A 22,420-nucleotide genomic window follows, 5' to 3' on the forward strand; every position below is an offset into this window, starting at 1 on the left:
TGTCGTACGAGGCACCTGGTCCGGGGACGGATCGGGTGCCTCGTGGCGTACCGGGCGTGTGACGCCGGTCGCATTGCGTCCTGAAAGCGCCTGATCGATTCCGACTTCCGGCCCCAATTGCCGCATCCTTGACGTATCGCGGGGAGACCCGTGTGCGTCCGCGTGTCCGTATGTCGCAGAGGGGCTTCAGGCTATGAGTGCTGGACCGGTGTCCGCGTTCGACGTGGTCGGTGTGCGGGGGCGTGGTTACCGTCCGGAGCAGGTGGACCGGGCGGTGGCGGCCAGGTCGGCGGAGCGGGACACGGCGCTCGCGGAGGTGGTGCGGCTGGAGCGGCTGGCGCAGGAGCTGGCGGCGGAGGCGGCCCGGCTGGCGGAGACCGTGGCGGGGCTGCCCGAGCAGGATTACGCGGAGCTGGGGGAGCGGGCGCAGCACCTTCTGGCGCTGGCCGAGGAGCAGGCCGCTTCCCTGCGGGCGGATGCGGAGGCGGCGGGCCAGGAGCTGGCGGACGCGGCCGAGGTGGCGGGCCGGGCTCTGGCGGACGCGGCGCGGGAGGCGGGCGACGCGGTGCGGGAGGCCGCGGTGGCGGCGGCGGAGGAGCGGGTCGCCGGGGCGGTCCGGGAGGCGGAGGGTGTGCTCGCCGCGGCCCGCGAGGAGGCCGAGGAGGTGCGCGGGGCGGCCGAGGAGGCCATGGCGCAGACCCGGAGCCGTACGGCGAGTGTGCTGGCCCACCAGGAGCAGGAGCACGCGGAGCGCCACCAGGCCGCCGAGGCCGAGATCGCCGCGGCCGAAGCGGAGTTGGAGGCGCGCCACCAGGAGCTGACCGAGCGCGCGGAGGCCCTGCTCGCGGAGGCGGCCCGCGCCCTCGCGGAGACCCGGGAGGCAGCGCGCCACGGCCAGGAGGACGCGGAGGCGCGGGCGGCGGAGATCCTGGCGGAGGCCCGGGTGCGCGAGGAGCGGATCGTCCGGGAGACCGAGCGCGTACTGCGGGAGCACGAGGAGGGCCGCGAGGAGGCCCAGGCGCACATGGCGCACGTCCGTAGCTCACTGGCGGCGCTGACGGGGCGGGTGACGGCGGGGGCGGGGGAGGGCTGAGCGCGGCCGGTGCCCCCCGGGGCGAGCGGTCCGGGGGCAAGCGGTTCCGGGGAGCGAGCGGTCTGGTTTGTCGCCGCGGAATCGGACCGGGATACCGATCCGTTCGGTGCCTACGGTGGTGCCAGTTCCGCCGGGCGCCGCCCGGGGCGAGAACCGGACACCCCGAGGAGTTCCGCATGCTGCGACGCCGTATCGGAGGACCCACCGGTCCCCTGGCCAGTGCCCTGTCCCTGGGTACGCTGCCCTTCGGCACGACGGTCGACGAGGAGACGTCCTTCGCCATCCTGGACCGGTTCGTGGAGGCGGGCGGCAACCTCCTCGACACCGCCGACAACTACGCGTTCTGGGCGCCCGGCGGGACCGGCGACGAGAGCGAGGCCACCCTCGGCCGGTGGCTGGCCGCCCGGGGCCCGGCCCTGCGCGACCAGGTGCTGATCTCCACCAAGACGGGTGCCCGGCCCACCGTGCCGGGCACCGGACTGGAGACGGCCGAGGGTCTGTCGGGGCCCGTCATCCGCAAGGCGGCGGAGGACAGCCTGCGGCGCCTCGGCACGGAGCGGATCGACGTGTACTGGGCCCATGTCGAGGACCGGACCGTCCCGTTGGAGGAGACGGTCGAGGCGTTCGACGCGCTGGTCGGGGCGGGGAAGGCGGACGTGCTCGGCTGCTCGAACCACGCGACCTGGCTGACCGAGCGGGCCCGTGCCACGGCCCGGGCGGCCGGGATGACCCCGTACACGTGCGTGCAGCAGCGCTACTCCTACCTCCAGCCGCGCTTCGACCTGGGGCTGCCCGAGACCGGCCATGTGCACGTCACGCAGGAGCTGCTGGACTATGTGCGGGGCGAGGCCGACATGACGCTCATGGCGTACTCGTCGCTGATCTCGGGCGCCTACACGCGGCCGGACAGGCCGCTGCCGGAGGCGTACGACCACCCGGGCACTGTGCGGCGCCTCGCGGTGCTCGGCGAGGTGGCCGACGAGCTGGGGGCGAGCGTGAACCAGGTGGTGCTGGCCTGGCTGATGGCCGGTGACCGGCCGGTGGTCCCGATCGTGGGGGCGAGTTCGGTGGAGCAGTTGGAGGAGATCCTGGGGGCGGTGGAGCTGGAGCTGCCGGGGCAGCTGAAGGAGCGCCTGGACACGGCGGCGCTGAGCCCGGCTCCGGCCGCCGCCTGACGGAGGTGGTCAGTGGCCGTGCTCGTGGGCCCGTACGCGTTCGATGGCGCGGGCCAGGCGCTGGACGGCGTCCGGCACGGCCTGGTCGGTGAGGTTCCCGTAGCCGACGACGAGGGCGGAGGCCGTCGGCGCTTCCGCCTCGCCCGGGACGGCACGGTAGTCGTCCAGGCTCGCCAGGCGTACGTCCGCCCGTGCGGCCTCGTCCACCACCGCGCCCGCCGGGCAGTCGCTCAGGGGCAGCAGCAGGTGGAACCCGGCGGCCGCCCCGCCGACGGGCTGTCCGGGCAGCCGGGCCGCGAGTTCGCGAAGGAGATGGTCGCGGCGGCGTTTGTAGCGCAGGCGGGAGGCCCGCAGATGGCGGTCGTACGAGCCGGAGGAGACGAAGCGGGTGAAGGCGTCCTGGTCGATGACGGGCGGCGGGGTGCCCCCGGTGTCCTTCGCGGTGAGGGCGGCGGTCCACCGCTCGGGAGCGGCGATCCAGCCCAGCCGTACGGCGGGGGAAAGCGTCTTGCTCAGCGAACCGAGCAGGGCGACATGCTCCGGCGCGACCCCCTGCAAAGCGCCCACGGGATGGCGGTCGTAGCGGAACTCGGCGTCGTAGTCGTCCTCCATGACCAGGCCGTCCACCTCCCGTGCCCAGTCGGCGAGTCCGGCGCGGCGGGCGGGGGCGAGGACGACGCCGGTGGGGAACTGGTGGGCCGGGGCCACGATCACGGCCCGGACGCCGGTGGCCCGGCGCAGGAGGTCGACCCGCAGCCCGTCCGCGTCCACGGGTACCGGGATGGGCGTCAGCCCGGCGGCCGCCACGGTGAGCCGCAGCTGTGTCCAGCCGGGGTCCTCGACCGCCACGTGGGTGTGCCCGGCAGCCCGTAGCCCCCGGCACAGCCGCATGACCGCGTCCAACGTGCCTGCGCAGACGACGAGTTGTCCGGGCTCCACCCGGGCGCCGCGCCCGCGCGCGAGGTAGGCGGCGAGCTGTCGGCGCAGCCGTGGCAGCCCCGCCGTGTCGGGGTAGCCCAGCTCGTCCCAGGTCAGCTCGGTGGTCGCCGCGCGCACCATGTCGGCCCACCGCTTACGCGGGAACGCGCGGAGGTCGGGGACGCCCGGCAGCAGGTCGTACCGAGGGACCCAGCGGCCCCCGCCCTCCCTCGCGCCACCGCGTACGGAGCCGTTGGTAGGGGCCCGTACGCGGGTGGCCGAGCCGCTGCGGGCCTCGAAGTGGCCCTCGGCGACGAGTTGGGCGTACGCCTCGGTCACCACCCACCGTGAGCATCCCAGGTCCGCCGCCAGCACCCGGCTCGGGGGGAGAGTGCTGCCCGCGGCGAGGCGCCCGCCGGTGACCGCGGTGCGCAGTGCCCGGGTCAGCCGCGCGTGCAGCGGCCCCTTGTCGGGGGATTCCAGCTCCAGGAAGGTGCCCCAGGCGGGCCCGGTCTGCTCGCGTTCGGCGGACGGCACGGCGTTACGGGACCGGGTCGTCAGCGGACGTCGACGTAGTCGGCGGAGGAGGTGGCGGGACCCGTGGTGGAGGAGCCGTTGTGGGTCCAGCGCCAGTAGCCGTCCACCGAGGCGGTGACGGAGGTCTTCAGGGCGCCGGTGGAGTTCGACTTCACCGTCTTCACGGTGGTGTAGGCCGAGCTGCCCTTCTTGCGGAACTGGAGCCTGGCGCTGCCCGCGACCCCGGTGTACGTGTGCTTCGCCCAGTCGGCGCGGGTCAGCTTCCCGGTGACGGTGAGCTTCTTGCCCTTCTTCACCGGCTCGGGGGAGGCGTTGACGGTGGCCTTGCCCCAGCGCTTGAGCTGGACGGTGCCGGGGGCCGTCTTGAACTCCTCGGCCTTGAGCTGCCCGTCGGTCTTGTACAGGCGCAGGGCGAGGCCGATCTTCCACTGGGTGGCGTCGTTGTTCGCGTCGAGGTCGTAGCGCGGGTCGATGAACATCGTGCCCTCGCACCGGGCGGAGCGGGCGACGGTCTCGTAGCAGACCCATCCCCCCACCCGGAGCCCGCCGCGCTCACCCTTCGCGGCCGTCGTCCCGTGGTAGAGGAACGGGTACGCGTCGTACATCAACGGCTTCTCGGTGGTGTACCCCGGGGGGAAGGTGATGCGGAACGTGATGGAGGGCTGCTTGATGTCCGAGGTCCCGACCACGATGGGCTTGCCCTTGTTGACGACGACGTCCGTGACGGCGAGCCCGGTGGGCGCGGCCTGTGCCGGCGGGGCGGTCAGCGCGGTGAGGACCACGGCTCCCGCGACGGCGGCGACGACGCCGGTTCTTCCGCTCTTGGGGCTCCTGCTGCGACCTGCGTTCAACGGGCACCTCGTGACTGGGCGGGCGGTGGGTGCCAACTGCGCGGCTCCTACGGGCGGCAGGCGGCGCGACAGCCTACCAACGCGGCGATCCGGGGCGATCGCCGCGTTCCCGAGGGGCGTGCGCGGCCTATGCGGCGGTCACGGCGTCGATGAAGGCGGTCCAGGCGGTGGCGGGGAGGACGAGTGCGGGGCCGCCCGGGTCCTTGCTGTCACGGACGGGGACGACGCCGGGGAATCCGTCCGCCACCTGCACGCAGTTGCCGCCTTCCTGGTTGCTGTAGCTGCTGCTGCGCCAGGCGGCGGCGGTCAGGTCGGGACGGGACGCGGCTTCCACGGTAATCGGCCTCCAGCACGGATCGGATCAGGTCGAGCGACATCAACGGCGGGAGCGCCATCGCCCTGAGCTGATCGTAGGTCAGAACGAACCGTTCGACCTCGTCCGGTTCCTCGGTCAGCTGACCGTTGTGCGCGCCTTCGGTGTAGGCCACTTCGGAGCCGTCCGGCATGACGAGCACGGTCAGGGAGCCGCCCAGCGAGCCGTGCTCGCCCTGGTCGAACGGCAGCACCTGAAGGGTGATGCCGGGCTCCTCGGCCAGCCGGAGCAGCCTCTCCAACTGGCCGCGCATCACCGCCTTTCCCCCGACCGGCCGACGTAGCACGGCCTCGTCGAGGATGATCCACAGGTGCGGCCGGTCCGGACCGGTGAGCCGCCTCTGGCGGTCGAGCCGGGCCGTGACGCGTTCCTCCAGATGGTCGGCGTCCCGCAGCGAGTAGCCGACGCTCAGCAACGCCCGCGCGTACTCCGGGGTTTGCAGCAGGCCAGGCACGGCGTGCGAGGCATACTCGCGGATCACCTTGGCCCGCGCCGAGTAGGCGATGAACGCCTGCGACCAGTCCGGAAAGGCCTCCCGCTGTACGAACGGCCACAGGTCGATCAACAGGTCGTCCGCCACCAGCTCCCGGTCCAGGGACCGGGTCAGCTCCAGCGTCGGTTTCGCTCCGGTCGCGCGTTCGATCTGGGTGATGCGGCTGCCGACCACGTGGGTGCGGGCACCCACTTCGGTCTGGGTGAGTCCGGCCGCCTCGCGGAGCTTGCGCACACGGGTGCCGAAGAGGGCGGCCATGGAGGCCTGCGGGTCAATTGCTTTGGCCACGGCGTCACTTCCGTTCCTTACGGCCTGCGAGGTAAGGCGCTGTCACCTTTCGAGGCTAGGGCGGACGGCCGACTCTTGAGTACGGAACGTCACGGAACCCGCACGTGCGGGTGACGTGAGGAGCGTCGAGCGAGCGGATGACCGGCATGAGCGGCAAGAGGACGACGACGGCGACGGAGACCGACGGGCGACAGGAGGACCCGCCCGCCGCGCGCGGTTTCGGGCTCGACGGCAACGGTTACGGCTCGCTGTCCCGGCAGTTCCCCTCCACGCCGCAGGGCGCGCAGGAGGCGCGGCACGCCGTGGTACGGCAGTTGGGGCAGTGGGGGTTCGGGCCGATGGCGGACGCGTCGTGCACCGTGGCGCTGGTGGTGGCGGAGCTCGCTGCCAACGCGGTGCGGCACGGGAGTACGCCGGGAAGGGAGTTCGCGGTGCGGGTGGACTACGAGGGGGCCGCGAGCCGGTTCCGGATCGAGGTTGCGGACGCGCGGCTCGGCCGGACGCCCGAGGAGGCGGTGCTGCCGACGGCCGACCGGGAGTCGGGGCGCGGGCTGTTCCTGGTGGAGTGCCTGGCGTCGCGGTGGGGGTGGGAGCCGCGCAACCCGATCGGGAAGACGGTGTGGGCGGAGGTGGCGGCCGGGCGGCTGCAAGAAGCTGACGTACGACCCCAGGAGGCTGGCGTACGACCCCAGGAGACCGCGGCGGAATGAGGGCCCCCTTCCCATCAACTTGTTCGACCAGGTACCTTGCATCGCATGGGACCAGATGATTCGAGCAAGCAGGCCCGGGCGGCCGCCCAGCTGCGCAAGGGCGTCCTGGAGTACTGCGTACTCGCTCTGATGCGCGACCGCCCCCGCTACGGCGTGGAGCTCCTCCAGGCGCTGGAGGAATCCGGTGCCCTGGCCACCAGCCAGGGCACGGTCTACCCGCTGCTCTCCCGGCTCCGCCGTGACGACCTGGTCACCACCACCTGGCAGGAGTCGGCCTCCGGGCCGCCCCGCCGCTACTACGCGCTCACCGACAGCGGCCGGGCCGCGCTCGACGAGTTCACCCGTGTCTGGCCCGGCTTCCGCGACGCCGTCGACACCTTCCTGGCCACCCCGCACCCTTCCACCGGAGACCTCGCATGAAGACCTCTCAGGACCCCGTACGCGACTATCTCTCGGCCGTGGAGCGCGAGGCCTCCGCCCTTCCCGCCGACCGCCGTCAGGAACTCCTCGCCGACCTCGCGGAACACATCGAGGTGACGCGCGCCGAGCGCCCCGACGCCGTCATCGGCGAGATCCTCGCGGAGCTGGGCGACCCCCGGACCATCGCGGCCACGGCGCTGGCCGAGTCGGGGAGCACCGCCGCCCCGGCCTGGGGCGGATCCGGCGCACCCGTCCGGCGCGGGAAGGTGCACCCCCTGGTTCCGCTCCTGATGCTGGCCCTCGCGCAGCTCTTCGGGATGGCCTTCCCCGACGACGGCGGCCCGCTGGTCGGCGGTCTGGTGCGCATCACCGGCGCGGTCCTTCTCTGCACCTCGGTGCACTGGACCGCAGGCCGGAAGGTCGTCGGCTTCCTGCTCGCCTTCGGCCTGCCGAGCGTCGCCATGACCGTCTGGAACCTGTCCGACGCCGGGCCTGCGGGTGGCGGCCCGGCCCTCGTGGCCAACCTGGCGGCGCTCGTCCTGGCGTCCGCGACGGCGGCGTGGCTCTGGCGGGTCCGCCGCGTCTGAGGTCGCGGGTGCAACCGCAGCCGGCGGCCCTCACCTCGCGCCGGGCGGGTCGCCCGGGCGGGCCTCCGGCGAGTCGATGGCCGCCTCGCTGATGACCGGGAAGCGGCGTGGCGCGAGGGCGATGAGGGTGAGCAGGGCCAGGGCCGCCGCCCCGGCCGCGCCGGTGTAGACGTGGTCCACCGCCGCGTCCACCGCCCGCCGCAGGTGGTCCGTCGCCGCCGCCGAGAGCGCCCCCGGGTCCTCCAGGGTGCGGGCGACCGCGTCCAGGTCGTCGGGGAGGCCGGGTACGGGGGCGTCGAGGAGGCGTGCGGCCAGCACACTGTTCGCCACGGCCCCGAAGACGGCCGCGCCGATGCTCTGGCCGACCTGGCGGCAGAAGAGGACGGACGCCGTCGTCGTACCGCGCTCCGCCCACCCCACCGTCGACTGCACGCCCACGATCAGGGGGAGCTGGAAGAGGCCGAGGGCCGCGCCGAGCAGCAGCATGATCAGGGCGGGCTGCCAGGGCTCACCGGGGTAGGGCAGCAGCGGGAAGGCCAGCAGGACCAGCAGGGCGGCGCTCATGCCGATGATGGCGGTGAGCCGGAAGCCGATGCGGTTGTAGACCCGGTCGGAGAGGGCCGCCGAGACCGGCCAGCTCAGGGTCATGACGGACAGCACGAACCCGGCGGCGATCGGGCCGAGGCCGAGCACCGACTGCGCGTACGTGGGCAGGAAGACGGTCGGCGCGACCATCAGCAGCCCCATCGCGCCCAGCGCCAGGTTGACCGAGGCGATCGTGCGGCGGCGCCAGACCCAGCCCGGGATGATCGGCTCGGCCGCCCGCCGTTCGATGACGACGGTCAGGGCGGCCAGCGCCGCGCTCGCCGCGAACAGGCCGAGCGAGGGCGCCGAGAGCCACGGCCAGGCGACTCCGCCCTGGACGAGGGCGGTGAGCAGCAGGGTGCCGGTGGCGAAGACGGCCAGGGCGCCCGCCCAGTCGATACGGGGGCGGGTGTGCGGACGGGGGCGTGCGGGCTCGTGGAGGTGGCGCACGACCAGCCAGAGGGCGATGGCGCCGACCGGCAGGTTGATGAGGAAGATCCACCGCCAGTCGGCGTACCCGGCGAGCAGCCCGCCGACCACGGGTCCCGCGACCGCCGAGGTGGCCCAGACGGTGGACAACCTGGCCTGGATGCGCGGGCGTTCCTTCAGTGGGTAGAGGTCGGCGGCGATGGTCTGGACGGTGCCCTGGAGGGCGCCGCCGCCGAGGCCCTGGATGACGCGGAAGGCGATGAGAGCGCCCATGTTCCAGGCGGCGGCGCAGAGCAGGGAGCCGACGAGGAAGAGGATGATCCCGGCGATCAGGACCGGCTTGCGGCCGAAGGTGTCGGAGAGCTTCCCGTACACCGGGAGCGTGACGGTGACGGCCAGCAGGTAGCCGGAGAAGAGCCAGGAGAAGACGGCGAAGCCGCCGAGGTCGCCGACGATCTGGGGTACGGCGGTGGAGACGATGGTGCCGTCCATGGCGGCCAGCGCCATGCCGAGCATGAGGGCGGCGACGACGGGGCGGCGGCCCCGGGGGGTGGTGAGGGCGGCGGGGGGTGGCCCGGCGGCCGGCACGGGGGTGCCGCCCGGGGTGGGCGGGTCTCCGGGGCCCTCCGCACCGTCCGTACCGCCCGTGCCGTTCCTGGCTTCCGTGCCGCCCACCGGTTTTCCTTCCCTATGCACGTATCTCCCGGGGCACTGTCTCATCCCGGTCGGCGGTGGATCGCCGCGAAGGGGATGCCCTGGAGGCGGCGGCCGAGCAGGGTGGCCTGGCGGCGGCCGTTCTCCGTCAGACCGCTCTCGTCCGGTGTCGCCTCGCCGTGCCGGACGAGATGGAGGTAACGGGTGGCTGTGGCGGTCAATCCCAACTCCTTCGGGCCGTTGGTGCTCATGCCCATCGGTGGACGCCACGCTTCCGGCCCCCGGTTCCCGGAGCGACCCTGACCCCGCCTCCCTCCGGAGGACGACTCCCCCTAGGGGGCACCCCCTCATAGTGGCCAGGGCCCCTTCCTCCCGGCGGAGGACGTGGAGAGCGAGGGCGTTTCCTTAACCTGTTCTTACGTCGCGCCTGGGGCCGGCAGCAGGGGGGAGGGTGGGGAAAACCCCACCTCAAGACTGCGCTGGGCACCATCGCGCCGGACAGCTTGCTGAACCCAGACTTGGACCGTACTCAACGACGTCCAGTCATCCATCGACATGGTCCGGCAGACAACCGGCAGGCCATCGACCGGCACGTCATCAATCGATATAGGAGACATACCGTGACAACGGCTGTAACCATTCCCAGGCACGGGGGCACTGGAGGGCGTACGGCCGTCGCGGCGCGAGCGCGGCAGGTCGTCAAGGCCTACGGCAGCGGGGAGACCCGGGTCGTCGCGCTCGACCACGTCGACGTGGACATCGCCCGCGGGCAGTTCACGGCGATCATGGGCCCGTCCGGCTCCGGCAAGTCGACGCTGATGCACTGCCTGGCCGGTCTCGACACGGTGACGTCGGGCGAGATCTTCCTCGACGAGACCGAGATCACCAAGCTCAAGGACAAGAAGCTCACCCAGCTCCGGCGCGACCGGATCGGCTTCATCTTCCAGGCGTTCAACCTGCTCCCGACGCTCAACGCGCTGGAGAACATCACGCTGCCGATGGACATCGCGGGCCGCAGGCCCGACGCCGACTGGCTGCGCCAGGTCGTGGAGACCGTCGGGCTCGCCGAGCGCCTCAAGCACCGCCCCACCCAGCTCTCCGGCGGTCAGCAGCAGCGTGTCGCGGTCGCCAGGGCGCTCGCCGCCCAGCCGGAGATCATCTTCGGTGACGAGCCGACGGGGAACCTGGACTCCCGGGCCGGGGCCGAAGTGCTCTCCTTCCTCCGCAAGTCGGTCGACGAGCTGGGCCAGACCATCGTCATGGTCACCCACGACCCGGTCGCCGCCTCCTACGCGGACCGGGTGCTCTACCTTGCCGACGGCTCCATCGTCGACGAGATGTACAACCCGACCGCGGACCAGGTCCTCGACCGCATGAAGCACTTCGACGCACGTGGGCGGACGTCATGACTGTCTGGAAGACCTCGATGCGCAACTTCTTCGCGCACAAGGGCCGGATGGCCCTCTCCGCGGTGGCGGTGCTGCTCTCCGTGGCCTTCGTCTGCGGCACGCTCGTCTTCACCGACACGATGAACACCACCTTCGACAAGCTCTTCGCCGTGTCCTCCCCGGACGTCACGGTCAGCCCGAAGGACGCCCAGGAGAACGACGAGCAGCCCGACAACGGCAAGCCGGCCTCCCTGCCCGCCTCACTCGTCCAGCAGGTCGAGAAGGCCGAGGGCGTGAAGAAGGCGGAGGGGGCCGCCTTCTCGATGGCGGTGACCGTCGTCGACAGCGAGAACAAGAACATGGGCTCCGATACCGGCGCCCCCACCATCGCGAGCAACTGGACCGAGAACGACCTGCGTTCGATGGAGATCACCTCCGGACACGCACCCCGCGGCCCCACCGAGATGATGGTCGACGGTGACACCGCGAAGAAGCACAAGCTGAAGATCGGCGACGAGCTGCGCACCATAGCCGTCACCGGTGACATCAAGGCGAAGATCAGCGGTATCGCGTCCTTCACCGTCACCAATCCGGGCGCGGCCGTCGTCTACCTCGACACCGCCACCGCCCAGAAGCATCTGCTGGGCGCCCCCGACGTCTTCACCCAGATCCTGGTGACCGCCGAGAGCGGCGTCAGCGACACCCAGCTCAAGAAGAACGTGGCCGTGGCCCTCGACGGCTCCGCCGCGTACAAGCTGCAGACCCAGAAGGAGGCCGCCGACGCCAACAAGGACTCCATGGGCGCCTTCCTGGACGTCATGAAGTACGCGATGCTCGGCTTCGCCGGGATCGCCTTCCTCGTCGGCATCTTCCTCATCGTCAACACCTTCTCGATGCTGGTCGCCCAGCGCACCCGCGAGATCGGCCTGATGCGGGCCATCGGCTCCAGCCGCAAGCAGGTCAACCGGTCCGTGCTGCTGGAGGCGGTCCTCCTCGGCATCGTCGGCTCCCTCCTCGGTGTCGCCGCCGGTATCGGACTCGCCGTCGGCCTGATGAAGCTGATGGGCGCCGTGGGCATGGAGCTGTCCACCAGGGACCTCACCGTCGCCTGGACGACCCCCGTGATCGGCCTCGTGCTGGGTGTCGTCGTCACCGTCCTCGCCGCGTACATCCCGGCCCGCCGGGCCGGCAAGGTCTCCCCGATGGCCGCCCTCCGCGACGCCGGGACCCCGGCCGACGCCAAGTCCGGCTGGATCAGGGCCGGGATCGGCCTCGTCCTGACCGGGGCCGGCGGCGCCGCCCTGTGGGCGACGACGCAGGCCGACAAGGCCACCGAGGGCTCGGGGTTCCTCGCCGTCGGTGTGCTGCTGACCCTGATCGGCTTCATCGTGATCGGCCCGCTGCTGGCCGGTGTCGTCGTCCGGGTCCTCAGCGTGGTCGTCCTGCGGCTCTTCGGCCCGGTCGGCCGGCTGGCCGAGCGCAACGCGCTGCGCAACCCCCGGCGTACGGGGGCGACCGGCGCGGCCCTGATGATCGGGCTCGCCCTGGTGGCCTGCCTCTCCGTCGTCGGCTCCTCCATGGTGGCCTCGGCCACCGAGGAGCTCGACAAGTCGGTCGGCGCGGACTTCATCGTCCAGGACAGCGGCGCGGGCCGCCCGATCGTGCCCCAGGCCGCCGAGGCGCTGCACGCCGTGCCCGGCCTGGAGCACCTGACGGACTACACGTACATCAAGGCGAAGATCACCGCCCCGAACGGCAAGACGGTCGACGAGGGCGTCACCGCCACCGACCCGACGTACCAGCAGGACGTCCGCCGCACCGCCCTCTCCGGCGACCTGGCGAAGGCGTACGAGAAGAACGCCATGTCGGTCGGCGAGGACTACGCCGAGAAGCACGGCGTCAAGGTCGGGGACACCCTCACCATCGCGTTCACGTCCGGGGAGAGCGCGAAGCTGAAGGTCGCCGCCATCACCTCGGACGACACCAACATCGACCGCGGCGCGATGTACACCAACATCACCACGGCGGCCTCCTACATCGCCGCCGACCAGATGCCGCAGAACGTGGCGATGTTCGGCAAGGCCGAGGAGGGCAAGGAGAAGGAGGCGTACGCGGCCCTCAAGAGCGCGCTCGCCGAGTACCCGGTCTACAAGGTGCAGAACCAGGCCGACTTCAAGGAGGACCTGAAGAACCAGGTCGGCCAGCTGCTGAACATTGTCTACGGCCTGCTCGCCCTCGCGATCATCGTCGCGGTGCTCGGTGTGGTGAACACCCTCGCCCTCTCCGTGGTCGAACGGACCCGGGAGATCGGCCTGATGCGGGCCATCGGCCTCTCCCGCCGCCAGCTCCGCCGCATGATCCGCCTGGAGTCCGTGGTCATCGCCCTCTTCGGTGCGCTGCTCGGACTGGGCCTGGGGATGGGCTGGGGCACCGCAGCCCAGAAGCTGCTGGCTCTGGAGGGTCTGAAGGTCCTGGAGATCCCGTGGCCGACGATCCTCACGGTCTTCGCCTGCTCGGCGCTGGTCGGACTGTTCGCCGCACTCGTCCCGGCCTTCCGGGCGGGCCGGATGAACGTCCTCAACGCCATCGCGACGGACGGGTGAGGTCCCACCCTGTGCAGAAGCATCTGAACGGGCCTCTGTGAAGGCCTCTGTGCAGGCGTCTGAACGGGCCTTTGAACAGCTGGGGCTCACCGTAGGATGACCGGCAGGTCCCGGGGCGTTCCTCCAAACGCCCCGGGGCCGAACCCGTTGTCCACCCCGTTCCCCGACAGGACCCGCCGGTCACGGCGGACAGGGGGCGTCGATCGTGACGCGCTTCCAGCTCCTCGGCCCGCCGGCCCTCGCGGACGGCCCGGACGTCGTCGTGCTCGCCGCGCTCCTCGCCCGTTTGACGGAGGAGTCCTGACCGCGCCCCTGCGAGGGCCCCGTCAGATCCACCCCCGCTCCCGGGCCAGCAGCGCGGCCTGGGCGCGGCTGGCGGCACCGAGGGTCTGCATCAGCTCGGCGACGTACCGCCGGTAGGTCCGCACCGACACCCCCAGCTCACGGGCCCCGGCCTCGTCCTTGCCGACCGTGCACATCGCCACCAGTACCCGCCGCTCCATGGCGGAGAGGCTTTCGCGGTCCGCGCCGCTCGCCCCGTCGGTCAGGGACAGCTCCTCGGCCTGGTCCCAGATCCTCTCGAACAGGGCGATGGTGTCGGAGACCAGACCGCTGCGGTGGGCGAGCAGCGCGCCCCGGGAGGTGTCGCGGGGGTCCAGCGGGACGAGGGCGGCGCGGCGGTCGTAGACCAGGAGCCGTTCCGTGGTGTCCGCCGTGACCCGGATCGACGCCCCGTGCTCGGACAGCTCCCGCAGATAGGCGGCGGTCGGCGGGTCCTTGAGGGCGACGCTGGAGACGACGTTGCGGATCCGGACGCCGCGTCTGAGGCAGCGAAGGTCCAGCGGTCTGGAGCGGGCGATGTTCTCCGGGGAGAGCCGGACGTACGGCTCGACGGAGAGGATCTCGTCCCGGGCGAAGAAGGCGAGGTCGTCGATCCGGCTGCGTATCCGGGTGAGCCCCTCCAGCTGCTCGACGCCCTGCGGAGGGGGTGTCCGGGCGCCCTGCTCCGCGCGTAGACCATCAATGACGTGCCGCGACCGGGTGACGCGCCGCAGCTCCTGGTGGAGCGCGTGGAGCCGCAGATCGACCAGGCGGGAGAGGGCGGTCTCCGGATCCACGGGCGCTATCCGACGGCCGCCGTCCTCCACCCGCAGGAGGCCCAGCTCCCGGAGCCGGTCGATCCGGGCGCGGGCCTGCCCGGGCTCGGTGTGGAGCAGGAGGTGGAGGTCGTCGGGGGAGGTGGAGGGGTTGCGCAGGAAGTGGCGGTAGATCTCTTCCTCGGCATCGGAGACCCCGAAAGCCGCCATCTCGTTCTCACCCACGTACGCTCCCGAAAGCCGATACCTGGTGTCCGCTTGAGTCCGTGCACCGCGGGGGGCCGCCCTGCGGAGCTGGTCGCCGCCCGCTGTCGCGGCCGGTGGAACTGGTGGAACCCTGTCCGCGCCGGTGATCCGTCGGAAACCGTTCGTGCCATGGTCGGCCACAGACTAGACGGTGGGATCACTCCTGTGAGGACCCCGGACAGAACTGTGTGGCCCGCGGAGATGAACGGTGGGCGACCGGCGGTGAGCGGTGGTGGTGACGCGACGGACGGACCCGGTCCGCCGCCGCGCGTACCGGCCGGGGCGCCCGAACGGGCACCCCTGGAGACCCCCCACCGGGCCCGCCCGGTACACCGCCGCCACCCCGGCTGCGGGAGCGGCTGTCACTGGCGGGTCGTAGTCTGGAGACCCCCGGCCCGTCCCACGTGTCGGGCCCTTCGCGTTGCCCCCTGGCAGCAGCCGGCTGCCGGGACACCTCACCACCTCATGACCCGGACGGATGCCCCTATGAGCCTGCACGGTCTGCTGGATCTCGTCGTAACGGACCCGGCGATCGCCGAGGCGGTGAAGGCCGCCGCCGACGGTCACCGCATGCACGTCGACCTGGTGGGTCCGCCCGGCGCCCGGCCGTTCGCCGTGGCCGCGCTGGCCCGGCAGACCGGCCGGACCGTGCTGGCCGTCACCGCGACCGGCCGGGAGGCCGAGGACCTGGCCGCCGCCCTGCGGACGCTGCTGCCGCCGGACACGGTGGCGGAGTTCCCGTCCTGGGAGACCCTGCCGCACGAGCGCCTCTCGCCGCGCTCGGACACCGTGGGCCGCCGCCTCGCCGTGCTGCGGCGCCTGGTCCACCCGCGCGAGGACGACCCGGAGACGGGGCCGGTCTCGGTGGTCGTCGCGCCGGTCCGTTCCGTGCTCCAGCCGCAGGTCAAGGGGCTCGGCGAGCTGGAGCCCGTGGCACTGACGAGCGGGCAGAACGCGGACCTGGGGCAGGTGGTGGACGCGCTGGCGGCCGCCGCGTACTCCCGGGTGGAGCTGGTGGAGAAGCGGGGCGAGTTCGCCGTACGGGGAGGGATTCTGGACGTCTTCCCGCCGACCGAGGAGCACCCCCTTCGGGTGGAGTTCTGGGGCGACGACGTCGAGGAGATCCGGTACTTCAAGATCGCCGACCAGCGGTCCCTGGAGGTCGCCGACCACGGGCTGTGGGCGCCGCCCTGCCGTGAGCTGCTGCTGACCGACGACGTACGGGAGCGGGCCGCCGCCCTCGCCGAGGCGCACCCGGAGCTGGGCGAGCTGCTCGGCAAGATCGCGGAGGGCATCGCGGTCGAGGGCATGGAGTCGCTGGCCCCGGTCCTGGTGGACGACATGGAGCTGCTGATCGACGTCCTGCCCAAGGGAGCGATGGCGCTGGTCTGCGACCCGGAGCGGGTCCGTACGCGGGCGTCCGATCTGGTCGCCACGAGTCAGGAGTTCCTCCAGGCGTCGTGGGCGGCGACGGCGGGCGGCGGCGAGGCCCCGATCGACGTGGGCGCGGCCTCGCTGCGGAGCATCGCGGACGTCCGGGACCGGGCCCGTGAGCTGGGGATGATGTGGTGGTCGACCTCCCCGTTCGCGGCCGACGACGCCGACCACGACGAGGACACGCTCAAGCTGTCGATGCACGCTCCGGAGGCGTACCGGGGCGACACCGCCCGGGCGCTCGCCGACACCAAGGGGTGGCTGGCCGACGGCTGGCGCACGGTTTACGTCACCGAGGGCCAGGGGCTCGCCACCCGTACGGTCGAGGTGCTGGGCGGCGAGGGCATCGCGGCCCGGTTCGTGCCGGACCTCGCCGAGATCGCCCCTTCCGTCGTCCACGTGTCCTGCGGGGCGATCGACCAGGGCTTCGTCGACCCGGCGCTGAAGCTCGCGGTGCTCACCGAGACGGACCTCACCGGCCAGCGCACCGCCACCAAGGACCTGGGCCGGATGCCGGCCCGCCGCAGGAAGACGATCGACCCGCTGACGCTGGAGGCGGGCGACTACATCGTCCACGAGCAGCACGGTGTCGGCCGGTACGTGGAGATGGTCCAGCGCACGGTCCAGGGCGCGACCCGCGAGTACCTGCTCGTCGAGTACGCCCCCGCCAAGCGCGGCCAGCCCGGCGACCGGCTCTACATCCCGACCGACCAGCTGGAGCAGGTCACCAAGTACGTGGGCGGCGAGGCTCCGACCCTGCACCGGCTCGGCGGCGCCGACTGGACGAAGACGAAGCAGCGGGCGAAGAAGGCGGTCAAGGAGATCGCCGCCGACCTGATCAAGCTGTACTCCGCCCGGATGGCGGCCCCCGGCCACTCCTTCGCCCCCGACACCCCGTGGCAGCGGGAGCTGGAGGACGCGTTCCCGTACGCGGAGACGCCCGACCAGCTCTCCACGATCGCCGAGGTCAAGGAGGACATGGAGAAGACGGTCCCGATGGACCGGCTGGTCTGCGGTGACGTCGGCTACGGCAAGACGGAGATCGCGGTCCGCGCGGCCTTCAAGGCGGTGCAGGACGGCAAGCAGGTGGCGGTCCTGGTCCCCACCACCCTCCTGGTCCAGCAGCACTTCGGCACGTTCACCGAGCGGTACGCGCAGTTCCCCGTCAACGTGAGGGCATTGAGCCGCTTCCAGTCGGAAACCGAATCCAGGGCAACCCTCGCGGGCCTGAAGGACGGCTCGGTCGACCTGGTCATCGGCACCCATCGCCTCTTCTCGGCCGACACCAAGTTCAAGGACCTGGGCCTGGTCATCGTGGACGAGGAGCAGCGGTTCGGCGTCGAGCACAAGGAGCAGCTGAAGAAGCTCCGCGCCAACGTCGACGTCCTCACCATGTCCGCGACGCCCATCCCCCGTACGCTGGAAATGGCGGTCACCGGCATCCGCGAGATGTCCACCATCACCACCCCGCCGGAGGAGCGCCACCCGGTGCTCACCTTCGTCGGCCCGTACGAGGAGAAGCAGATCGGCGCGGCCGTGCGGCGTGAACTCCTGCGCGAGGGCCAGGTGTTCTACATCCACAACCGGGTCGAGTCCATCGACCGGGCCGCCGCCCGCCTCCGCGAGATCATCCCCGAGGCGCGCATCGCGACAGCACACGGCCAGATGACCGAACAGTCCCTGGAACAGGTGGTGGTGGACTTCTGGGAGAAGAAGTTCGACGTCCTGGTCTCCACGACGATCGTCGAGTCCGGCATCGACATCTCCAACGCCAACACGCTGATCGTGGAGCGCGGCGACAACTTCGGCCTCTCCCAACTCCACCAGCTGCGAGGCCGGGTGGGCCGAGGCCGGGACCGGGGCTACGCCTACTTCCTCTACCCCCCCGAGAAGCCGTTGACGGAGACCGCCCACGAGCGCCTGGCCACGATCGCCCAGCACACGGAGATGGGCGCGGGCATGTACGTGGCGATGAAGGACCTGGAGATCCGCGGCGCCGGCAACCTGCTCGGCGGCGAGCAGTCCGGCCACATCGCGGGCGTCGGCTTCGACCTGTACATCCGCATGGTCGGCGAGGCGGTCGCCGACTACCGGGCCCAGATGGACGGCAGCGTGGAGGAGGAGCCCCCGCTGGAGGTCAAGATCGAGCTCCCCGTCGACGCGCACGTCCCGCACGACTACGCCCCCGGCGAGCGGCTGCGCCTCCAGGCGTACCGCGCGATCGCCCAGGCCACGTCGGAGGACGACATCCGCGCGGTCCGCGAGGAGCTGACCGACCGCTACGGCCCCCTGCCCGAACCGGTCGAGAACCTCCTGCTGGTGGCCGGCCTGCGCATGCTGGCCCGCGCCTGCGGAGTCGGCGAGGTCGTCCTCCAGGGCTCCAACATCCGCTTCGCCCCGGTGGAGCTCCGCGAGTCCCAGGAGCTGCGCCTCAAGCGCCTGCACCCCAAGACGGTCATCAAGCCGACCGCCCACCAGATCCTGGTCCCGCGCCCGACGACGGGCAGGATCGGCGGGAAGCCGGTGGTGGGGCGCGAACTGCTGTCGTGGACGGGGGAGTTCCTCACGACGATTCTGGGGTCGTAGGCCTGGAGTCCGCTGTACGTCGGCCCGCCGTCCGTCCGTCGTCAGTCGCCGCCCCGGCTGTCAGGAGTGAAGATCAGGCCCGTGAGGGACCGGAAGACCGCCTCCGGCTCCCGGCCCTCCATCGCCTCCGCCAGGTTGCCGCTGAGCAGCAGGGTCGCGAAGCCGTGCGCCAGGGACCAGGCGGCCACCCCCGCGAGCCGGTCGTCCCCGCCCCGGCCGCCCGGCGGGAGGTCCGCCACGCCCGCGCGCAGCGCCTCGGTCGCCCGCGCCTTGGAGGCGAGCAGCTCCGGATCGTCGGTGCGGTAGAGGTCCGGCTGGAACATCACCTGGAAGTGTGCGGGGTGCGTCGCCGCGAACCGTACGTACGTGACGCCCCGCTCCCGCAGGTCCGAAGCCCCGGCCAGGGCGTCGGCGAACAGGGCGTACCCCTCGGCGGCCACGGCGGTCAGCAGGCCCGTGCGGTCCTTGAAGTGGTGCGCCGGAGCGGCGTGCGAGACGCCGGCCCGGCGGGCCAGGTCGCGCAGGCTCAGGGCGGCCGGACCGTTCGCGGCGATGACGTCGAGGGCGGCGGCCAGGATGGCGCGCCGCAGGTCGCCGTGGTGGTAGGTGCGCTCGTTGCCACTGCTGCTCATGACGCCACTCTAGCCGTCATCTAGTCATTGACAAGTTCTGGCGGTGCGCGCATGCTGGAGACTCGGTCTTGTCACTGGCAAGATGCGCCCTTCCCGGTCGGGAAGGGCGGGAGAGAAGGCGGAGATCATGACCGGCGAAGCAGCCCGCGTGCGGCAGATGTGGCACCTCCTGGAGCCCCTGCACGCCGTCCTGTACTACGCCCCCGAGGCCTTCGGGGAGGCCGCCGCGCTGGGGTACGACACCGAGGAGCGCTGGGCGAGCTACTTCGCCTGGCGCGCGGCTCCGCTCGGTGCGGCCGGGGCGGACGAAGTGGTGCGGACGTTCCACAGCTTCGCTCCGGCGGCGGTGGCGCGCTACGTACCGGCGAGCTGGGCGACCGCCCCGCTCCAGGCCGTACTCGCGGCCCGGCTGCGGGCGGTCGACCGGTCATACCGGGCGCTGTTCGGGGACCGGCGGGTGGAGGGGGCCGGTTTCGCCGAGGCCGCCGCGCTGGCTCGGCGGGCGGCGGAGTCGACGACCCCAGGTGTCCCGGGTGCCCTCGGCCCCGCCAACTCCGCCCTGCCCTGGCCGGACGCCCCGCACCTCGCCCTCTGGCACGCGGCGACCGTCCTGCGCGAGCACCGGGGCGACGGGCACATCGCCGCGCTCCAAGCGGCCGGTCTCGACCCGGTCGAGTCGCTGGTCTCCTTCGCGGCGGTCGGCGCCGCCCGCCCTGAGGTCTTCGCGAGCCGCGGCTGGGGCGAGCAGGAGTGGGGCGAGGCTCGGCGCCGGCTCCAGGAGCGCGGGCTGCTGGCGGCGGACGGAACGGCCACGGAGGCCGGGCGCGAGCTGCGCGCGAAGGTGGAGCTGCGCACCGACGAGGAGGCCGCCGCGCCGTGGCGGGCTCTGGGGGAGGAGGGGCGCGTGCGGCTCGCGGAGCTGCTGGGGGAGCCGTGGTCGGAGACCATCGGCTCAGGGATGCTGCCCGGTGAGAACACCCTCGGCATTGGCAAGGTCTGAGCGCTCATGGACTGAGTGCGAGGCCCCGGTCCCCCTGCCGGTCCTCGGGGGCCAAAACGGCTGGAGGCGAGTCACGCCGGTCCGCTGCTCCTACGCGGTGCGGTTCGCCCAGGTCTCGCTGAAGTACGAACTCCCCGTCACCGCGCCGGACATGAGGCCATGCTCGCCCGGTGCGGGGGCTGAGCCGGCCGCCCGGCGGGACCACGGTCCATGGTCCCGCCGGATGGCGACTAGACCTTGCCGCCGCAGATCACGTCGTACGGCCGGCCCATCGCCATCATCAGCTGCATCGGTTCCGTGGTCGCCGCCGGGCACTCCTCCTTCTCCTTGACGAGGTCGAGCACCTTGAAGGCGTCCGACCCGGCCGAGGCGCAGGCGATCTCCTTGGCGGTCGACGTGATGCAGTCGCCCTTCACCAGCTGCCCGCCGCCGGCGCCCGCGTCCCCGGGGTGGTCACCGGTCAGGTTCCGGCCGCAGACGGTGTTCGTGGGGATGCCGCTGCTCTTCTTGTTGTCGCCGGAGCCGAAGACCCGGGAGACCTGGATGATCAGGTCGGTTCCGGCCGGGCACTGGATCGCGTTGGGCATGATGCTCGCGCTCTTGATCTCCAGCGCCTCGAAGGTCGCTTCGGCGTCGTCGCAGTCGAACGCGCGGTAGCCGTCCGGCTTGTTCTCCGGGTCCGGCCCTCCGCAGTCGCCGACCTCCCACGAACCGCCCTTGCCGTCCGAGGCGGAGGAGGGGGACGAGGACGACGAGGAGGAGTCCTTGTCACCGAAGACCTTGAACGCGCCGTAGCCCAGGCCGAGAATCACCGCGAGCACCAACAGGCTCTGCAGACACCCGGCTCCTCTCCGGGGGCGGGACGGCGTACTGCCTGGCTGGCTCATGGTGCTGCTCCTCATCACGTGGTGCACGGGTACGAAGTCACGGGTGGGGACGCGACATGGACACCTCACGGTTCCGCCGGTTTGCGGTGGGTTCCGGGGCTTTCCACGCGTGGTCGCCGGGCAGGCCTCCTCCCGGCCGGTGCGTCGAAAACTCCTGGTCGCAGGCGGTGCGGCCTGGTTAAGGTCGGCCGCATGGAACTGCACATCACCACGCTCGCCGAGCGACCCGAACTCACCGACGCCCTGGACCGGATGCCGGACAACTGGCCCGAGTTCGTCCTGGAGGACATCGTCGGCTGGGCCAACTTCGGGCGGCTGGCCGTCGAGTTCCCGCAGTACGTACTGGTCGCCACCGCACCGGACGGCACCGTGATCGCCCGCGCCTACAGCGTCCCCTTCGAGCTGAACGCCCCCGGGCGCGGGAAGCTCCCCGCCGACGGCTGGGACCGGATGCTGCTGTGGGCGTTCTCGGACCTGCGGCGCGGACGGACTCCCGACACCGTCGGCGCGCTCGAGATCACCGTGGCCACCGGCCACCAGGGCAAGGGGATCTCGGGCCGCATGCTGGCCGCGATGCGGGAGAACGCGCGGCGGCACGGCTTCGGCGAGGTCGTCGCGCCCGTGCGGCCGAGCGGCAAGCACCTGCGGGCCACGCTGCCGATGGAGGAGTACGCCCGGCTCACCCGCGCCGAGGACGGGCTGCCCGAGGACCCGTGGCTGCGGGTCCATGTCCGGGCGGGCGGGGTCGTGGATTCGGTGGCCCCGGTGTCGATGACGGTGAGCGGGACGCTCGAGCAGTGGCGGGGGTGGACCGGGCTGCCGTTCGACACGGAGGGTCCGGTGGAGGTGCCGGGCGCGCTGGTGCCGGTGCACTGTTCGCCCGCGCACGGGTACGCGTTCTACGCCGAGCCGAACGTGTGGGTGCGGCACCGGGTGTGAGGGGGCGACCCGGCGGTGAGGTCGCGCCCTTGGTGGTGAGGCGGCGTCCGGGGAATCCGACGCTCCGTAACTCCGGTGCGCCATCCACCCGTCGGCCCTAGCGTGTGTGCCCGTGCCGCGCACCCCGCCCTCCTCGTCATCGACATGCAGAACGCCCTGGTGGCCATCGCCCACCAGGGCGCCGCGACCGTCGCGGCAATTGCCGGGCTCCGGGAACGGGCCCGGGCGGCCGGCGTACCGGTGGTGACGGCCCAGCACCAGGACGACGAACTGGAGCCGGGGGCCGAGGGCCGGCACACGCCCCCGCACTCGCGCCCGCGCAGGACGAGGCGGTCGTCCCCAAGTCCAGCCCGGACAGCTTCCTGGACACGGGCCTCGACGCGACGCTGCGGGGCATGGGCGTCACCGAGGCCGTCGTCACCGGGTTCGCCACCGAGATCTGCGTGGAGTCCACCGCGCGGCGGGCGCTGAGCCTTGGCTACGACGTGGTGCTCG

18 protein-coding genes and 3 pseudogenes are annotated in these 22,420 nt (G+C 72.2%); 12 read left to right on the forward strand and 9 right to left on the reverse strand.

Annotated elements, in window-relative coordinates; all coding sequences use genetic code 11:
• The first annotated feature begins 193 nt into the window (after positions 1–193).
• Both ABZ154_RS07740 and ABZ154_RS07745 read left to right on the forward strand, forming a co-directional pair.
• Entirely contained in the window at positions 194–1,093 is a 900-nt protein-coding gene (locus ABZ154_RS07740; RefSeq protein WP_356830036.1) for a cellulose-binding protein, read from the forward strand.
• A gap of 176 nt (positions 1,094–1,269) precedes the next feature.
• Positions 1,270–2,268, forward strand: a complete 999-nt coding sequence (locus tag ABZ154_RS07745) for an aldo/keto reductase (protein WP_356830038.1) — start codon at positions 1,270–1,272, stop codon at positions 2,266–2,268.
• Between the two features lie 9 nt (positions 2,269–2,277).
• Here ABZ154_RS07745 and ABZ154_RS07750 read toward each other — a convergent pair whose 3' ends face one another.
• The 4 genes from ABZ154_RS07750 to ABZ154_RS07765 all read right to left on the reverse strand — a co-directional run bounded on the left by ABZ154_RS07750 (position 2,278) and on the right by ABZ154_RS07765 (position 5,698).
• Entirely contained in the window at positions 2,278–3,723 is a 1,446-nt protein-coding gene (locus ABZ154_RS07750; protein ID WP_356830040.1) for a PLP-dependent aminotransferase family protein, read from the reverse strand.
• Positions 3,724–3,743: 20 nt separating this feature from the next.
• A complete protein-coding gene (locus tag ABZ154_RS07755; protein WP_356830042.1) occupies positions 3,744–4,574 on the reverse strand; it encodes a hypothetical protein in 831 nt (276 codons plus the stop codon).
• Between the two features lie 127 nt (positions 4,575–4,701).
• Positions 4,702–4,821: a DUF397 domain-containing protein gene (locus tag ABZ154_RS07760; protein WP_356830044.1), complete on the reverse strand. Its 120-nt coding sequence runs from the start codon at positions 4,819–4,821 to the stop codon at positions 4,702–4,704.
• Positions 4,784–5,698, reverse strand: coding sequence for a helix-turn-helix transcriptional regulator (locus tag ABZ154_RS07765; RefSeq protein WP_356830212.1), 915 nt, complete (start codon positions 5,696–5,698; stop codon positions 4,784–4,786). Before ABZ154_RS07765 ends, ABZ154_RS07760 begins: the two co-directional genes overlap by 38 nt.
• A gap of 167 nt (positions 5,699–5,865) precedes the next feature.
• Here ABZ154_RS07765 and ABZ154_RS07770 point away from each other — a divergent pair, with 167 nt between their 5' ends.
• From ABZ154_RS07770 to ABZ154_RS07780, 3 genes are read left to right on the forward strand one after another with little or no spacing between them, the layout of a single operon-like run.
• On the forward strand, positions 5,866–6,438 hold the full coding sequence (locus ABZ154_RS07770; RefSeq protein WP_356830046.1) for an ATP-binding protein: 573 nt from the start codon (positions 5,866–5,868) through the stop codon (positions 6,436–6,438).
• A gap of 45 nt (positions 6,439–6,483) precedes the next feature.
• Positions 6,484–6,858 carry a PadR family transcriptional regulator gene (locus tag ABZ154_RS07775; RefSeq protein ID WP_356830048.1) on the forward strand — a complete coding sequence of 125 codons (375 nt, stop codon included), beginning with the start codon at positions 6,484–6,486 and terminating at the stop codon, positions 6,856–6,858.
• Complete coding sequence (locus ABZ154_RS07780; protein WP_356830050.1) at positions 6,855–7,445, forward strand: hypothetical protein; 591 nt, start codon at positions 6,855–6,857, stop codon at positions 7,443–7,445. The genes ABZ154_RS07775 and ABZ154_RS07780 overlap by 4 nt, the downstream gene beginning before the upstream one ends.
• Before the next feature lie 30 nt (positions 7,446–7,475).
• Here ABZ154_RS07780 and ABZ154_RS07785 read toward each other — a convergent pair whose 3' ends face one another.
• The gene (locus tag ABZ154_RS07785; RefSeq protein ID WP_356830052.1) at positions 7,476–9,134 is read right to left on the reverse strand and encodes an MFS transporter; all 1,659 of its coding nucleotides are present in this window, start codon (positions 9,132–9,134) and stop codon (positions 7,476–7,478) included.
• A gap of 56 nt (positions 9,135–9,190) precedes the next feature.
• A pseudogene (locus ABZ154_RS07790) lies at positions 9,191–9,334 on the reverse strand (histidine phosphatase family protein); the annotation flags it as partial.
• Positions 9,335–9,733: 399 nt separating this feature from the next.
• On the opposite strand from ABZ154_RS07790, the gene ABZ154_RS07795 reads away from it, so the two are divergent.
• Both ABZ154_RS07795 and ABZ154_RS07800 read left to right on the forward strand, forming a co-directional pair.
• Complete coding sequence (locus tag ABZ154_RS07795; protein ID WP_356830054.1) at positions 9,734–10,522, forward strand: ABC transporter ATP-binding protein; 789 nt, start codon at positions 9,734–9,736, stop codon at positions 10,520–10,522.
• Positions 10,519–13,104, forward strand: coding sequence for an FtsX-like permease family protein (locus ABZ154_RS07800; protein ID WP_356830056.1), 2,586 nt, complete (start codon positions 10,519–10,521; stop codon positions 13,102–13,104). Before ABZ154_RS07795 ends, ABZ154_RS07800 begins: the two co-directional genes overlap by 4 nt.
• A 326-nt stretch (positions 13,105–13,430) precedes the next feature.
• Here ABZ154_RS07800 and ABZ154_RS07805 read toward each other — a convergent pair whose 3' ends face one another.
• A complete protein-coding gene (locus tag ABZ154_RS07805; RefSeq protein WP_356830057.1) occupies positions 13,431–14,426 on the reverse strand; it encodes a helix-turn-helix transcriptional regulator in 996 nt (331 codons plus the stop codon).
• Positions 14,427–14,933: 507 nt separating this feature from the next.
• On the opposite strand from ABZ154_RS07805, the gene mfd reads away from it, so the two are divergent.
• Entirely contained in the window at positions 14,934–18,467 is a 3,534-nt protein-coding gene (mfd, locus tag ABZ154_RS07810; RefSeq protein WP_356830059.1) for a transcription-repair coupling factor, read from the forward strand.
• A 41-nt stretch (positions 18,468–18,508) separates the two neighbouring features.
• Here mfd and ABZ154_RS07815 read toward each other — a convergent pair whose 3' ends face one another.
• Positions 18,509–19,099, reverse strand: a complete 591-nt coding sequence (locus tag ABZ154_RS07815; protein WP_356830061.1) for a TetR/AcrR family transcriptional regulator — start codon at positions 19,097–19,099, stop codon at positions 18,509–18,511.
• A 127-nt stretch (positions 19,100–19,226) separates the two neighbouring features.
• On the opposite strand from ABZ154_RS07815, the gene ABZ154_RS07820 reads away from it, so the two are divergent.
• Together ABZ154_RS07820 and ABZ154_RS07825 are read left to right on the forward strand one after the other, a co-directional pair.
• Positions 19,227–20,099 carry a hypothetical protein gene (locus ABZ154_RS07820; protein ID WP_356830063.1) on the forward strand — a complete coding sequence of 291 codons (873 nt, stop codon included), beginning with the start codon at positions 19,227–19,229 and terminating at the stop codon, positions 20,097–20,099.
• Between the two features lie 76 nt (positions 20,100–20,175).
• A pseudogene (locus tag ABZ154_RS07825) lies at positions 20,176–20,282 on the forward strand (HNH endonuclease); the annotation flags it as partial.
• A 47-nt stretch (positions 20,283–20,329) separates the two neighbouring features.
• On the opposite strand, the gene ABZ154_RS07830 reads toward ABZ154_RS07825, so the two are convergent.
• Positions 20,330–20,986 (reverse strand): hypothetical protein, encoded by a 657-nt coding sequence (locus ABZ154_RS07830; protein ID WP_356830065.1) that lies wholly within the window; start codon positions 20,984–20,986, stop codon positions 20,330–20,332.
• A 192-nt stretch (positions 20,987–21,178) separates the two neighbouring features.
• On the opposite strand from ABZ154_RS07830, the gene ABZ154_RS07835 reads away from it, so the two are divergent.
• Positions 21,179–21,925, forward strand: coding sequence for an N-acetyltransferase (locus ABZ154_RS07835; RefSeq protein WP_356830067.1), 747 nt, complete (start codon positions 21,179–21,181; stop codon positions 21,923–21,925).
• Between the two features lie 144 nt (positions 21,926–22,069).
• Positions 22,070–22,383, forward strand: a pseudogene (locus ABZ154_RS07840) (isochorismatase family protein); the annotation flags it as partial.
• Positions 22,384–22,420 lie beyond the last annotated feature (37 nt).

It is taken from the genome of Streptomyces sp. NPDC006261 (assembly GCF_040613515.1).
Lineage (GTDB): Bacteria > Actinomycetota > Actinomycetes > Streptomycetales > Streptomycetaceae > Streptomyces.